This is a genomic window from Bacteroidota bacterium, assembly GCA_016713765.1.
GTDB classification, from domain to species: Bacteria; Bacteroidota; Bacteroidia; order AKYH767-A; family 2013-40CM-41-45; genus Pollutiaquabacter; species Pollutiaquabacter aromativorans.
Window position 1 is genome coordinate 1142170 of the sequence record JADJON010000003.1, and the last position, 12966, is coordinate 1155135.

The 12966-nt window shown below is 52.2% G+C and carries 17 protein-coding genes; 3 read left to right on the forward strand and 14 right to left on the reverse strand.

Features of this window, described 5'->3' with window-relative positions:
* Positions 1 to 136: 136 nt before the first annotated feature.
* The 3 genes from IPJ96_15615 to IPJ96_15625 form a co-directional block, all read right to left on the reverse strand.
* Positions 137 to 532: an SRPBCC family protein gene (locus tag IPJ96_15615; GenBank protein MBK7911745.1), complete on the reverse strand. Its 396-nt coding sequence runs from the start codon at positions 530 to 532 to the stop codon at positions 137 to 139.
* 303 nt (positions 533 to 835) lie between these two features.
* The gene (locus IPJ96_15620) at positions 836 to 1531 is read right to left on the reverse strand and encodes a CPBP family intramembrane metalloprotease (protein MBK7911746.1); all 696 of its coding nucleotides are present in this window, start codon (positions 1529 to 1531) and stop codon (positions 836 to 838) included.
* 168 nt (positions 1532 to 1699) lie between these two features.
* The gene (locus IPJ96_15625; protein MBK7911747.1) at positions 1700 to 2065 is read right to left on the reverse strand and encodes a VOC family protein; all 366 of its coding nucleotides are present in this window, start codon (positions 2063 to 2065) and stop codon (positions 1700 to 1702) included.
* Between the two features lie 241 nt (positions 2066 to 2306).
* Here IPJ96_15625 and IPJ96_15630 point away from each other — a divergent pair, with 241 nt between their 5' ends.
* The 3 genes from IPJ96_15630 (at position 2307) to IPJ96_15640 (ending at position 4848) form a co-directional block, all read left to right on the forward strand.
* On the forward strand, positions 2307 to 3065 hold the full coding sequence (locus tag IPJ96_15630; GenBank protein ID MBK7911748.1) for a hypothetical protein: 759 nt from the start codon (positions 2307 to 2309) through the stop codon (positions 3063 to 3065).
* Between the two features lie 79 nt (positions 3066 to 3144).
* Positions 3145 to 3639, forward strand: coding sequence for a hypothetical protein (locus IPJ96_15635; GenBank protein ID MBK7911749.1), 495 nt, complete (start codon positions 3145 to 3147; stop codon positions 3637 to 3639).
* A gap of 90 nt (positions 3640 to 3729) precedes the next feature.
* Positions 3730 to 4848, forward strand: a complete 1119-nt coding sequence (locus IPJ96_15640) for a hypothetical protein (protein MBK7911750.1) — start codon at positions 3730 to 3732, stop codon at positions 4846 to 4848.
* A 12-nt stretch (positions 4849 to 4860) separates the two neighbouring features.
* Here IPJ96_15640 and IPJ96_15645 read toward each other — a convergent pair whose 3' ends face one another.
* From IPJ96_15645 to IPJ96_15695, 11 genes are all read right to left on the reverse strand, one after another.
* Positions 4861 to 5460, reverse strand: a complete 600-nt coding sequence (locus tag IPJ96_15645; GenBank protein ID MBK7911751.1) for a hypothetical protein — start codon at positions 5458 to 5460, stop codon at positions 4861 to 4863.
* Between the two features lie 56 nt (positions 5461 to 5516).
* Positions 5517 to 5960 carry a hypothetical protein gene (locus IPJ96_15650; protein MBK7911752.1) on the reverse strand — a complete coding sequence of 148 codons (444 nt, stop codon included), beginning with the start codon at positions 5958 to 5960 and terminating at the stop codon, positions 5517 to 5519.
* A 27-nt stretch (positions 5961 to 5987) separates the two neighbouring features.
* Entirely contained in the window at positions 5988 to 6830 is an 843-nt protein-coding gene (locus IPJ96_15655) for an alpha/beta hydrolase (protein ID MBK7911753.1), read from the reverse strand.
* Between the two features lie 10 nt (positions 6831 to 6840).
* Entirely contained in the window at positions 6841 to 7728 is an 888-nt protein-coding gene (locus tag IPJ96_15660) for an alpha/beta fold hydrolase (protein MBK7911754.1), read from the reverse strand.
* Between the two features lie 66 nt (positions 7729 to 7794).
* Positions 7795 to 8679 carry a 4,5-DOPA dioxygenase extradiol gene (gene ygiD, locus IPJ96_15665; GenBank protein MBK7911755.1) on the reverse strand — a complete coding sequence of 295 codons (885 nt, stop codon included), beginning with the start codon at positions 8677 to 8679 and terminating at the stop codon, positions 7795 to 7797.
* A 50-nt stretch (positions 8680 to 8729) separates the two neighbouring features.
* A complete protein-coding gene (locus tag IPJ96_15670) occupies positions 8730 to 9182 on the reverse strand; it encodes a GNAT family N-acetyltransferase (protein MBK7911756.1) in 453 nt (150 codons plus the stop codon).
* Positions 9183 to 9208: 26 nt separating this feature from the next.
* On the reverse strand, positions 9209 to 9745 hold the full coding sequence (locus IPJ96_15675) for a 2'-5' RNA ligase family protein (protein ID MBK7911757.1): 537 nt from the start codon (positions 9743 to 9745) through the stop codon (positions 9209 to 9211).
* A gap of 142 nt (positions 9746 to 9887) precedes the next feature.
* Complete coding sequence (locus tag IPJ96_15680) at positions 9888 to 10505, reverse strand: SGNH/GDSL hydrolase family protein (protein ID MBK7911758.1); 618 nt, start codon at positions 10503 to 10505, stop codon at positions 9888 to 9890.
* 126 nt (positions 10506 to 10631) lie between these two features.
* Positions 10632 to 11198 carry a DinB family protein gene (locus IPJ96_15685; protein ID MBK7911759.1) on the reverse strand — a complete coding sequence of 189 codons (567 nt, stop codon included), beginning with the start codon at positions 11196 to 11198 and terminating at the stop codon, positions 10632 to 10634.
* 13 nt (positions 11199 to 11211) lie between these two features.
* A complete protein-coding gene (locus tag IPJ96_15690) occupies positions 11212 to 11973 on the reverse strand; it encodes a class I SAM-dependent methyltransferase (protein ID MBK7911760.1) in 762 nt (253 codons plus the stop codon).
* On the reverse strand, positions 11970 to 12911 hold the full coding sequence (locus tag IPJ96_15695) for a LysR family transcriptional regulator (protein ID MBK7911761.1): 942 nt from the start codon (positions 12909 to 12911) through the stop codon (positions 11970 to 11972). The genes IPJ96_15690 and IPJ96_15695 overlap by 4 nt, the downstream gene beginning before the upstream one ends.
* Between the last annotated feature and the right edge of the window lie 55 nt (positions 12912 to 12966).

The window sequence follows — 12966 nt, forward strand, 5'->3', positions numbered from 1 at the left end:
ACGGGGTAAACCATTCGACCTGCAAACGTTTCATCGGTGGTGACCCAACGAGCACAGAATGCACCATGCGAAACCAGTTCCGCGGGTCCGGGAGCTATCAAACCTTCCCTGCCGGAAAAACTGCTGCGTTCGTGTTTTAGGGATAGCAATAAGGTTCGTGTGCGTCAATCATGCGCCGTATGTTCTCCAGAACCTGGTTCATGTATCTTTTCCAGAACAACTTCGCAAACAACCAATTCAATGGATATAAGATCGGATTCCGGGCGTAGAGGGTGTAGGTGTAATCGACCAGAATCCTGCCCTGCTCTGCCGGTGTAGTCCGCCATTCGCCCACAAACTTGTAGAAGCCAAGCATCCACGCCTGAAAATCGCTTACCTCGATCTTCCAGTAGGTATTCTCAATACGCGAAACGACTCTATCGACGGAACCGAAGCCCCCTTGGTGCGTCAGGGATTTCTCGACGAATACTTTCTTGGTGGAACCCGGCTGTCCCCACTGCTCATCGTCGGTGCAGTGCGTCACGCGGGGCATTATGCCAAAGCCCGTGTGTACTTTAGTCACGTCACACAGCATCGGTGTTTTAAATGCACGTTCAAGCGAACTCTTATAGTAGGTTTTTACATTAACGCTAAACTCCATGGATCCAGGCGTATGATATCAGTATTGTGTGCATTCAACTTTAAAGACCAAAGGTATGGATGAAATGAAACATTTCCAGAAGCAGGGAAGTGTTGGCCGCATCAGGGCAAGAATGTGACCCGGCCTGGGGCGCGGCGCAAGCAGTGCAAACATCGCATCGCTGATCGCCTTAGGCGTTATCGCTAAACGATTCGGCTATGGCGTATGCACCGGGGGGAAGCGACGCACTAGAAAATAGTTTACAACAAGTACCGCTAACTTTGGCGCCATCAGCATCGTATAAAATGCCAGATAAGAAATGGTCACTTCCGGTGGCGGAGCTGCCAACATGAAGAGATGCTGTCCTGAAGCCGAATCGGGGAATACAAAGTTCTGCACGTAGTTCCAGCCAAAATGAATTGCGAAAGGCAGGAGTATGGAAAAAGTTCTGGCGTACGCATAGGCCAATAGGAGTCCCATCGTAAAAGTGAACGAGAAGACGACGATCATCTGTGTCAGGTTTCCGAAGACTCCCGCGTTCATCCAATGCAGCAGCGCGAAGAGAACCGAGGAAACAACCACGGCATTTCTCCGGCCGATTCTTCGGATCAGGATATACAACAGCGCGCCTCTGCAGAGCAGCTCTTCCGTCAAGACCGTCCGGACCTGATACCAGCTCTCCTGTAATACCGAATTCAGTGTCAGGGAAGGCGCAAGCGCATAAACTTCCTTCACGAAATACATACGAAGTAAATATGCCGATACCGATACGACCGCCGAAGTAATCAAGAGCCATAGGAAGTACTTCGATCGCTGCACGGTCGGAGTCAGTCCCAGAACAGCCAGGTCCTTTTTCTCCAAGAACCGAAGCAGCAACCAGGAGACCGCCAGTAAACCGATCAGTTGCAGCATTGCTTTATTCCAGAATATTGAGGTTGGAAATGACGATCACTCGCCGCTATATAACACACAGTGGTAGCGTATAAAACAATAAGCGGAGAAGCGCATCCTTGTATATACTGTTAGATAAAGCAAACAGGTCGGCATGGAAATGCATCCCATCCATTTCCCTGCAATGCATCACTTCATCGAATGCAGCGCCACCCGGTTTCCTTCAGTATCCATGAAGTGGGCCATGAAACCGTTCTGACCGATGGACGTTTTGTGCATCAGAATCTTGCCTCCTGCTGTTTCCACCCGCGAAAGCGGACCGCTGAGGTCCTCGCCTCCGTTGAGGTAGACAATCGTCCCTTTGTCCGATGGTTCATATCCTTCGCATTGAACGAGTCCGCCGCCCACCCCTTCCTGATCCCACGCGATGATCCCGTACCGACCGTCCGGAAACGGCATCTCACCGATATCGGTGCCCAGTACTTTTGAATAAAATGTCTTAGCCCTTTCGAAATTCTTGACCGGTATTTCAAACCAGTTGAGTGCGTTTTTCATCGTGTCAGTTGAAATTGATTGTTGAATAGCCGAAGGCTCATGCATTGTTGGTTGATTGTCCGGCCATCATACCTGTGCCGTGGAAGTTACAAATTCATGCATTGCGAAAGAAACAAACCACAGTTACAAGTTTCAAGTTACCGTAACCGCATAAGGACTGGGGGGAGAGCAAGCAGGGCACCCTGGTTTCCGCCCTTCTGCTGTACCTAAGCTCCGGCACAATCGTTGGTTAGCGATCCACATGCGTTACTTCACAGCCCTGCTGCTCTTCTTCTCTACCATCGCCTTCGGGCGGGAACCCAGAACCCTGAAAACCGACACCGGACAGGTGGTCCTGCATTTTCACCGGAACGGGCATACTTCGACGGTGGAATGGACGGACCTTGCAGGTCGCTATGGCGTCAGTTACGCGCTCGATGCGAAAGGGAAAGAAATCCTGCGCTTACAGACACGACGCTTCGCGGGACATGCAACAGTACACTTTTCCTATCATGCAAACGGATCGGTAGCGCTGGCCGAATATTCGAATGCGCCGGATGCCGGTATCCAGTGGTACCGGGCAAGGTATCGCTTCGATGAATCAGGAAATCAAACAGGTTTTGAAGAACAAGGACATGATAATTACGGTCCGGTGCCACGGCCCGGGATAAGGCCATCTGAGCGGATGCCGGCACCGCGCGAAGCCTGTCAGGAACCGGTGATCAACACCTACTTTATCGTGAATCCGTTGGACTATCCCGTTCTGGTCCACCTGCTACCGAAGCATCCTTCACCTGCATCGAAGGACACTGCCTGCATTGTCTATCCGGCCGATACACTCAAAGGCGGAGCCTGGATCACGGGGGATGCCACTGGGGATGTTGGTGCTGTTTTAGACTGGCGGCTGACCGCCTTGAAAAACGGGAGTTTGAACATCCAACCGATCATTGTCAAAACAGAAATTCGGGTTCAGGGCTCCAGGCAACGCGACCATTTTCTGGTCCTGGGGGTCGGCCGGTGACGGAAGTCAGTATTTTTTCTGATCTTCATCAAAGCGTACGCATTCAGCTATTGATATTTTTAAAAATGTCGTTCGATTGATGATGAAAACACCTGCTTCGCGCCTGGCATTTTTACTTTTAATCCTGTTGCATCTGACCCTGGGCTTTTCGGCAATCGGTGGCGGACTTTTGCTGATGCTGGAACCCGACGGCGGGCTATTGCACATGCAACAAGGGTGGTTGCATGGATCCGTGTTTCCGAATTTCTTCCTGCCGGGACTGATGCTCACCACAGTGATCGGGATCATTCCCTTACGTGTCGCATTCGGGCTGAATAGCGGTTTAAAGCGTTGCAGTCCTGGTTATATCAATGTGTACCGCTCCAGACACTGGGCCTGGACCTGGTCACTCTACTACGGAATCATCCTGTGCGCTTGGATCGCTATCCAGCAATTGCTGACCCAATACTTCATCCTGCAGCTGGTCATCCTGCTCTCCGGGATCCTGATCATCGTCCTCACACTGACACCCTCCCTGATGCACCGCTACCACATGAACCCCAGGGAACAACTGGAAGCGGAGACCAGAGAATGAGGGTGGTACAGGGTTCCGAGTTCCGGGTTTCGGGTTGACTACTATGACCCGGAACACGAAACGCGGAACCCGGAACAATCAACCCAAATCATGCGCATTTTACTACTCATCCTCCTTCTGCTCCATGGCCTGATCCACCTGATCGGTTTCGTGCATGAGTTCCAGTTGGCAAATGTCCGACAACTGAGTGGCAAGCTATCCGTGCCCGTGGGTTCGATCGGCTTGAAGGTGTTGGGTGTACTGTGGCTTGCAACGACGGTTTTATTCCTGCTCGGCGCAGTACAAGTGTTGCGTTCACAGGAAAACTGGTCTATCCTGGTATTGATCGCGATTGCGCTTTCACAGCTACTCATCCTGCTCTACTGGAAAGATGCCAAAGCGGGCATGGCGGCGAATATCCTGCTCTTGCTCCTGGCACTGCCTGCACTTAAAGAAGTGCGCTTCAAGTCGGAGAACGAATCGTTGAAGCAGGCAATGCTCGATCAAGCAGAAATTTTCCAGCCGGATTCCAATCGGATGGGTGAACTACCAGCGCCGGTTCAAGCCTGGCTACTTTCACATGCCGGAGGCCACCTCTCCGGAAAGCGATATGTTTCGCTGAAACAGACCGGCAGTATGCGGAGCAAGACGGATGGAAAGTGGGTGCCGTTCCAGGCGGAACAGACGGTGACCTGTAATCCTGCGGCTTTCCAATGGAGTGTCCGTATGGACATGGCGCCCGGTTTGTTCGTGCTGGGTCGTGATCGGTTTGAAAACGGCAAGGGCCGAATGTTGATCAGGATGTTAGGACTGTTCAGTATCGCTGACGCGCAGGGACCGGAAACCGACCAGGGGACGCTGGTTCGTTACCTCGCGGAAATGATCTGGTACCCCTGGTTCGCTTTATCACCTGACATCCTTTGGGAAACAATCGATGAACACCGCGCAATGGCAACTCTCCGCATCCGGGGAACGGAAGGCAGCGGAGTTTTTACTTTTAACGATCAGCATCGTCCCGTAGCGTTCAATGCACAACGTTATTACGACCGAAAAGGAACCTCGACGCTCGAACATTGGCATGTGGAGATGGACCCGACTTCCTACCGGGAGTTCGATGGTGTTTCAGTTCCGACAAAAAGTGTCGTGCGTTGGGATCTGGAAGGTGGAAAATTCGAGTGGTTGCAATTGGAAGTCACGAGCATGACCATTCGGGAAAATCGTCAACCCTGATCGTGTATTCATTCACCGGCCGGTTGGTATCAGGCAGGTCTCCTTTCGCCAGGTACGCAGCGAACGATCTACACGTTGTCCGGCGCAGTCGAGAAATTCACCCTGTCCGTTCTTGCGCAGCTTTCGGGCACGGCCGTGGCGGATCTCGTCGATGAGGCGCTGCTCCAACTGTTCTTTTGAAAAATGCGCGCAACCTTCGCCTATGCCCGCGCCCAATCGGTTGTTCCAGCGGTCCATCACCGATGACATGGAATCGGGCAGATGGACCTCTTCCACTTTTCCGCTTAGATAGTCCTGATAATTGCCCAACTCATGGGCTTCGCCGAGCTTCAACGCTTTCTTCCTCCCGATCGACTGCGTGAGTCGGGCCATCCAGTAAGCATGCCGGAACGCGTCCACTTCCCCACCATCCTTATCGTGATCCAGTCGCGCGTCCTGTTCCAATTTCGTTGCACGGTCACGCGCCTCCAGCGAAATACGGTAAGCGCGTTTCGCGACAAACAGGTGCCCGACGACCCACCGCTTTTCCGCTTTGCTGAGACGCTTCCAGGCGGCCGGCGTTTGCGCTTGGGAAAACGTCACAAACAAGAACTGGAAAGCCAAAATCATCATGAAAGCTGATGTATGAGAAGGACGGGGATCCGCTAAAGCATCCATGGACAACACTTTCAAGCTCGCAGATAGGATAGACAGTTGGACCACACCAACCATAAGAATGTGATAGCAAAGCTGATGAAGAGGGTATTCATAAGGATCTCCCCCACTTTGAACTTCAGTTTTCTAGGGATCTGGTACATCGGATAATAGCTGAACTGGGTTAGGACCTTTCCGGTCCAATATGCGGCAATAAGACCGGTCAGCGCGACCGACAATCCAGTACCGTTCTTCAATTCTTCGGTGAAAAGCAGGCTTATGATACCGAAAGCGAAATTGAGTCCCTGAATATACCGGCCATACGTCTTGGCGATCTCCTGATTCAGGGGCTTCAACTTCTTGATGTCGTTATACCAGTCAAAGACCGCATGTCGTATATAGGGATAGACAATGGCGGTAAAGATCTGTCCGATACCACTTGCTACAATCAGCTCATTGGGAACTTCCCACGAAAGCATATCCGGATCGATTATTACTTGAATAGATTAGTCCTGTAACCCCTCATAGGCGGCGTGCAGCAGTATCGAACCATGGTTCTCCTTCTTGAAAAAGTGAAAACGCAATCGTCGCTTGTCTGCGTAGAAAGGTCGCAGCTTACGGTAGAGCGCTTTCGCGCCGCGTTCCATTACACGCCCCTCCTTCCCGACCGCGATCCTGACATCGGGCTGCGTCGTCAGGGTGACCGTCCGGTTCAGAAGGCTTTGGTTGTCCCACCACAAACTTGGGCTCACGATCAGGTACTTCGAGAACCAGTCGGGATGGGTAAACAATACTTCGGTAGCCAATAGTCCGCCGAATGATTGACCAATCAGCGTACTCGTATTATTCGTCTTATAACGGGACCGTATGTAGGGTATCACCTCTTCGCCAAGATATCGGATAAAGGCTGCCGAGCCGCCGGTGGTCGGGAAATCCTTCTTGTCTTTCTCGACGGTCGTCGGGAAGGTGTAGTCGCGTTTCCGGTCGACGTTGGCGATCCCCACTACGATCGATGGCGGACACAGGTTGAGCCAGGGAAATCCGAGGAAATACACCAGCCCGGCCATGTGAATGAAATCCTCATCCACCGAGCCGTCGAGCAGATAAATGACCGGGTAACGCACACTGTCTTGTTCGTTATAACCGGGCGGCAGGTAGATGTTCAGGGTTCGCTCCTCGTTCATCACAGTCGAGCGAATGATATCCGTGATCCCCAGCACGAACGGCTCGGTTCTCACCGGTCCGATTACAGCAGGTTGCGCTTGCAGACCGGTCAACGTCAGAAACAACAGGCAAGTGAGTACGGCCGTTCCGCGGAAGTGGTTCAGGAGAAAGATTCGTCGCAACATCATAGCGGGTCTAATTGGCCAGGTTCACCATGGCGCGAATGCGCTGAGCGATCTCATCGGCATAAAATTCAGGACCGCAGATGTGTGGATGGCGGATTTCGAAGAAAGACTTCGGCTCATGCGCATGATCGAATAATTCCCTTCCTAGTCGAAACGGGATCACTTCATCTTCCGTGCTATGGATGACCAGCAACCGTTTTGTCCATTGCCCGATCGCCGCCTTGCCGCTGTATTGCTCGCGCACAAGCAGGCGCCCGATGAAGCCCATTTTCTCCGCAGCGATATCGTCGTGGGAGGAGAAAGCGCCCTCAATGACCAGAGCGTCGAGGGAGGTCGATTTCTCCGGACCGACCACGGCAGCCAGGTGACCGCCGAGCGATTGTCCGTATAAGACGAGCCTGGTACCGTTCACATCAGGACGTGATCGGACGTAGTCCACTGCCGCACGACCATCCAGCAAAACCTGTTCGCGGGTCGCCTCGCCTTCCGACATACCGAAACCGGAATAATCGAAGGCGAATACCTGGAATCCTTTCTCGACCAGTGGCACCAAGGCCTGGTATTGTGATAACAGACATCCTGCGTTGCCATGAAAATGCAACAGGGTAATATCCGGTTTCATTCCGGTCGGACGGATCATCCAAGCGTTCAGTTTGTGGCCTCCGGATGTGGTGAACCAGGTGCTCTCCACGGTAAAGTTCCGTTTCAAGGTGTCGCCTTTACCGGAATAAAAAACCGGTTGACGAGTATCCCCCTGGAATTGAACGCGTGTAGTATCCCATTTGGAACTGAGTGTTGCGCCCTTTGCGTTGATCGGGATCGTTGTGGGATGCAGATAGGTTCTGTTGAACCCACATGCGGTACAGCATAATGCGAACGTCAAAATGCCCCAACGCATCAAACTGGTTACAGGATCAACCGCGCTGGAAAAAATCATTTTGTCATGGATTAAGGTATGGGCACATCATCCGATCCTTACCGATGTCATGGTTAACGACCCGGCGACAGCCTTGTCATTGAAGAGACTTACTTCATCCTTTTCATCCTTCAACGCGACAGTATAAAGGAGCGGTAAAAAATGTTCCGGAGTCGGAATGGCCAGATCAAACGCCTTTCCCTGCGAACGGAATTTTACCAGCGACTGGTGATCGCCTTCCAGAATGAAGCGTTTCATTTTCTCACTTGCCTCCCGGGCCCAGTCATAGGCGTAATCGACCGCATTGAGCTTATCCCATGCCACCATGCCGAGATTATGCACCATGTTTCCGCTACCGATGATTATGATCCCCTTGCGGCGTAAGGACGACAACTCACGGGCCAGTTCATAGTGATACTCCGGTGTCTGGTAATGATCGAGACTCATCTGAATGACCGGCACATCCGCCTTTGGGTATAGATGCTTGATGACCGACCATGCTCCATGGTCGAGGCCCCATTTGTCGTCGAGCCCGACTTCCGTCTTCTTCACCAACGCTTTTGTCTCCCGCGCCAGTGTCGGGCTTCCGGGTGCGGGATATTGCACGTCAAACAGCGCTTTGGGAAATCCACCGAAATCGTGGATGGTAGGAGGATTGGGCATGGCGGTTACGAAAGTCCCGCGAGTCTCCCAGTGCGCGGACACACACAGGATTGCACGGGGCTTGGGCAATCCGGCCGCTACGGACCGGAAACCCTGCACGAATTCATTCTCCTCGATCGCGTTCATGGGACTGCCATGTCCGAGAAAAAGTACGGGCATTTTCTCTGTTGGCGCGAATGTCTCCGCCAGTGCGCCCAATTCACCAAGTTTCATTGCTGCTGCAGTAATTGGCAGGATCGCCAGTCGTCTAAGAAATTCGGATCGGTCCATGGAACTGACCTTGCTGATTCTTTAAAGGTACGGAATCCGTTTTGGAAGCGTCATTCCAGTGTCTTATGAAAACAAACGCTGGTGGCCACCTGCGCGTATTGCCCATAGTTCGGAATCCGCTCATACCCGCATCGCGTGTAAAGGGCGATCGCTTCGGGTTGACGCTCGCCGGTCTCCAAGATGCAATTTCGATAACCGGACTCCCTGGTCCATTTTTCCAACTCCCGCAGGACGCTAACGGCTATTCGCTTGCCGCGCGCTTCCGGCCGTACATACATGCGCTTCACTTCCATGGTACCGGCATCGTAGGGTTTGACCGCTCCGCAGCCCACTGCAATTTCACCATCATAGGCTACGACCACCTGCCGGATCTGGTCGATCTTATTGAACTGCGCGAAGAACGCATGTTCCTCGCCGTCGCGCTGCCGTAACTCCGCATCGAGGAGCTGAACTAGTGACTGGAAATCCGGATTGGAGGAATCGGTCCTGGAAAGACGAATCATCATGAATGCACTTGAGCGTCGAAAGGCTAACGCAAAGGTAACGGAATGCGTTCAAGTTCCCGGATGGCGACGCCATCGTATTCGATCAGGGTTAGCGCCTTGACGCTTCCCCGGATCTCCAAAGTCTCGGCGTTCCACTCGTCCGTCCAGCGCTTGCACACCTCCGGGTCCGGATCGTTGGCTACACCGATGTGTGGAATAAAATCGATATCGAATCGATGATGGGGCCGAAACCGGCCTGCATACAATCGGTCGTGCAGTTTGACCTCGCTGAATCCTTCATCGGGCACCAGAAAGACGTGATACATATTGGAAAAGGCATCTCGGTTGATCAACGCGCAGCGCAAAGCGAAATCGATCGGGCCGGCATCTCCCAAACGCGTCCTGACCTCTGCGGAAAATGCTGTCGGGTCGCCATCTGGAATTGGAAAGACCAGCGTGAAATGCGGTTCCACTACGCGATAAAAAAGCGGATCGCGGGTGGAACGATACGCTTGCAGCCGATCCCGGTCCGAACCGGATAATTCAGGATAGGCGATAACCAGATGGGATACTGCTGCCATTACAGTTTGGACAAGCTTTACACGCTATAACTATTGCCGCTACGGTCAGCCTTCCTGTCAAAGCCTCAGCAGGTAATCGATAGCCGAATCCTGCCCGGCTGCAGGCCTTGTATGCGAACGGAACGGCACGACAAGGGATTCGTCATCGCGCGACCGTCAGATGTTCGGAACGACCCTGAGGCTCCTCCAGCCCTTTGTCTTTGAGCAAATAATCCGTCAATTGCCTGGCGGCGTTCTCGCATCCCTGCTGATTGAAGTGAACACCGTCGAAGAAATCCATGTCATGGAAGCTCATCGCAAGTGACCGGAGGTCATGCTCACGAGCCAGTCGCTCGATAACAGCATTGAATTCCTCGACCTTCTCGTTCATGGAATAATTGTATGGGTAGACGACTTTCTTCGTGAAGCGCGGGATGTGCAGCAACAGTACATTGTTATTCACAGAAAGCAATCGGAGTTTGACGATCAATTGCCGATACGCGATTTCAAAATCGGCCAGTGATACCTTCTGTTTTATATCGTTGGTTCCGATCATCACGGTGATGATGCCCGGGTGTAAACTTTTGAAATTCTGCATGAGCGGATTGATGGATCGCTGAAGGTCCATCGTCGTGAATCCATTGGTTGAATGATTGACCACATGCCAGCTTTTATGCAAGTGTCGCATGAGATGATCTCCACAAATCTCCGGGTAACCCAAATAACTGCGGGCGCCGAATGTAATGCTGTCACCGAATGATAAAAGTGTCTCCCAATTCATGGAATATGTTTTAGAATCTGGTTAGGGGAATATTCCTGCTTCTGCCAGGCAATTGGAAACTGATTCAAGATAGGCTCAAGGAATGAAAGATAGGATTTTAACATTATCCGTACTGTCACCAGAGCATCAGTGATGAAAATACATGACGCAAATATGACGAAATCTCAGCAAGGGCGGTGCCATAAGGGCTTGCCGCGGATCACTGATTTTCGCCCTTAGGGCTCCCGAGGCCGGTTCTGTACATTTTTTAATGATCGCGATCTGTCCAAGGTGATAATGCGTATGCTCAATGAGCCCGTGAATATTCCGGAACCAGGTCCCGTATTTCTCCTCCACGAAGATCGCTTCCAACCGGCTGTCGGGCAGTTGAGCGATCATACCGGCTGCTTTTTCCGCATTCGATAGCGTCTGGGCGACCAGGGCATTCCATTGCGCTGCCGATTCCAGGGGTGGGAGATCGAAGCTGAATTTATCACTCGCATTTAAAGGTTGATCTTCCAACACCGACAGCACCGCCCGGACATAATAGCCGATATGGAAAGTGAGCACCGCGATGGTGTTGAAACCGTCGAGCTTGTAGGTCGCCATGTCCAGATCGACATCCGACAATTGGTCCTTTACATTGGACCAGGTCCAGTTGCCGCCGAAGAAAACTTCGCGTAAGTGTTTGGCGGATTGTTGTGTTACGGTCATCTGAGGTGAAGATTCAATTCGGTTTTACGGCACGCGTTGCCATGAACGCCCTGAAGTACTGGTCAAAAACATGATTCCCGCCCCATCCATCCTCGAACAGATGCGTCAGGCTGAAACCTGCCTGCAACTGACCTCCCAACTGATCGGTCCAGGTGTGACCGAACAACAGCGGCTCCTGCTTCTCGGTGAAGGCTTCGAGTTTTTCTTTGGGAAGGGAATGCAGGTCTGAATAGGGTTCGGCATACTTCAATTTCAAATACTCTTCGTCGATCTGGTACGCGAGTGGATTCAGTAAGCCGGTCATGAGGATGCCGCCGGGTCGCAACACGCGGTAACATTCCTCCCAGACAGGCTGCAAGGTGTCCACGAAGAGGATCGAACAGGGATTGAAGATCAGGTCGAACGAACCTGGTTCGAAGACCGACAAGTTCCGCATATCCCCCTGGACGGTACGAATGCCCAGATCGTGTGCATCACTCACTCGACGATCCTGCTCCAACTGTTTGGGTGAATTATCGAAGATGGTAACCTCCGCACCGGCCGCAGCGAAGAGCGGACCCTGCTGCCCTCCTCCCGAAGCCAGGCCCAACAGCCGAAGGCCACGCAGGTCCGGAAACCAGGTACGCGGCACGGGAGTAGTCGGCGTCAGCAAGACGGACCATTCCCCCTTACGGGCCAACGCGATCTCGGCCGCTCCAACCGGGACGGTCCAGCGATCTTTCTTATCCACCTGCGCGTCCCAGGCCTTGCGGTTGTATTCGACGATATTGGTCATGATCCGATTGGATGAAGCATCTGTGACTTGGCGTCCAGTTTCGGCAGTAGTCCGTATGTTCTGGCGATGATCCGGTCACGCAGGATGTTCAGCAGTTTCTTTTTCACGAAATGTTGATGCACGATCAACCCGATCGAACGGTACGGCACCGAAGCCGAGAACGGACTGAGGTGGCGCCTTTGCTCTGGTGTAAAATCCAGGGTTGACAGGTACGGCAGCAAGGTTGAAAACTTGTTTGACTTTACAAACCGGATCAGCCCGTCAATGGATCCGGCCTTGTATTCAAAATTCAGCGTAGCGGGTTGTTTCGCTCCACCCGGATTACAGAGCTCCGCCACCTGGGTGCGCATACAGTGCCCCTCTTCCATCAGGCAGAGGTTCTTCGACTTCAATTCCTTCAAGGAAATTTTCTTTCCGGAAACATGCTTCGCATCGTAAAACAGAAACGGCTCATCGTAGAGTTTCAGTTCGACCAGTTCCTTGTCGTGCAAGGGAATGGAAACAATGCCGATATCGATCTCGCGCGATTTCAACTTTTTCCTGATCTCTTCCGTTGTTTCTTCCCGCACGACGATGTTCAGTTTCGGAAATTGCAGCGAAAACTCCTGAAGAAAGAGCGGCAACAGGAAAGGGGCAACCGTGGGGATCACCGACAGGTTGATGTCCCCGGCCACCTCTCCCTTTATCTCCCGGGCTATTTCGAACAATTGATCGATATCCTTTGAAACGATCTTCAACTGGTCGACGATCATGGCACCTTCCAACGTCAACTCGACCGGCTTTTTCTTGCGGTTGAAGATCCTGACGCCGACCTCTTCTTCGAATTTCGCGATCATCGTACTGAGCGTCGACTGACTGATGTGACACTTCTCCGCCGCCAGTTCGAAATGCCGGAATTCCGCCACCGCCAGTACATAGTGGAACTGATGAATGTTCATCTATTTTATCAATATTATGATCTAAAATATAGTTTTTATCAATCGAATGTACTGA

Coding starts and splice junctions, on each gene's coding strand:
- IPJ96_15650 (MBK7911752.1), bottom strand. CDS start 5,960: ATGCTTTCGTGGGAAGTTCCCAATGAGCTGATTGTAGCAAGTGGTATC.
- IPJ96_15670 (MBK7911756.1), bottom strand. CDS start 9,182: ATGATTCGTCTTTCCAGGACCGATTCCTCCAATCCGGATTTCCAGTCA.
- IPJ96_15685 (MBK7911759.1), bottom strand. CDS start 11,198: ATGACCGTAACACAACAATCCGCCAAACACTTACGCGAAGTTTTCTTC.
- IPJ96_15625 (MBK7911747.1), bottom strand. CDS start 2,065: ATGAAAAACGCACTCAACTGGTTTGAAATACCGGTCAAGAATTTCGAA.
- IPJ96_15675 (MBK7911757.1), bottom strand. CDS start 9,745: ATGGCAGCAGTATCCCATCTGGTTATCGCCTATCCTGAATTATCCGGT.
- IPJ96_15620 (MBK7911746.1), bottom strand. CDS start 1,531: ATGCTGCAACTGATCGGTTTACTGGCGGTCTCCTGGTTGCTGCTTCGG.
- IPJ96_15655 (MBK7911753.1), bottom strand. CDS start 6,830: ATGTTGCGACGAATCTTTCTCCTGAACCACTTCCGCGGAACGGCCGTA.
- IPJ96_15630 (MBK7911748.1), top strand. CDS start 2,307: ATGCGTTACTTCACAGCCCTGCTGCTCTTCTTCTCTACCATCGCCTTC.
- IPJ96_15660 (MBK7911754.1), bottom strand. CDS start 7,728: ATGCGTTGGGGCATTTTGACGTTCGCATTATGCTGTACCGCATGTGGG.
- IPJ96_15645 (MBK7911751.1), bottom strand. CDS start 5,460: ATGATGATTTTGGCTTTCCAGTTCTTGTTTGTGACGTTTTCCCAAGCG.
- IPJ96_15680 (MBK7911758.1), bottom strand. CDS start 10,505: ATGAATTGGGAGACACTTTTATCATTCGGTGACAGCATTACATTCGGC.
- IPJ96_15635 (MBK7911749.1), top strand. CDS start 3,145: ATGATGAAAACACCTGCTTCGCGCCTGGCATTTTTACTTTTAATCCTG.
- IPJ96_15640 (MBK7911750.1), top strand. CDS start 3,730: ATGCGCATTTTACTACTCATCCTCCTTCTGCTCCATGGCCTGATCCAC.
- IPJ96_15690 (MBK7911760.1), bottom strand. CDS start 11,973: ATGACCAATATCGTCGAATACAACCGCAAGGCCTGGGACGCGCAGGTG.
- ygiD (MBK7911755.1), bottom strand. CDS start 8,679: ATGGACCGATCCGAATTTCTTAGACGACTGGCGATCCTGCCAATTACT.
- IPJ96_15615 (MBK7911745.1), bottom strand. CDS start 532: ATGCCCCGCGTGACGCACTGCACCGACGATGAGCAGTGGGGACAGCCG.
- IPJ96_15695 (MBK7911761.1), bottom strand. CDS start 12,911: ATGAACATTCATCAGTTCCACTATGTACTGGCGGTGGCGGAATTCCGG.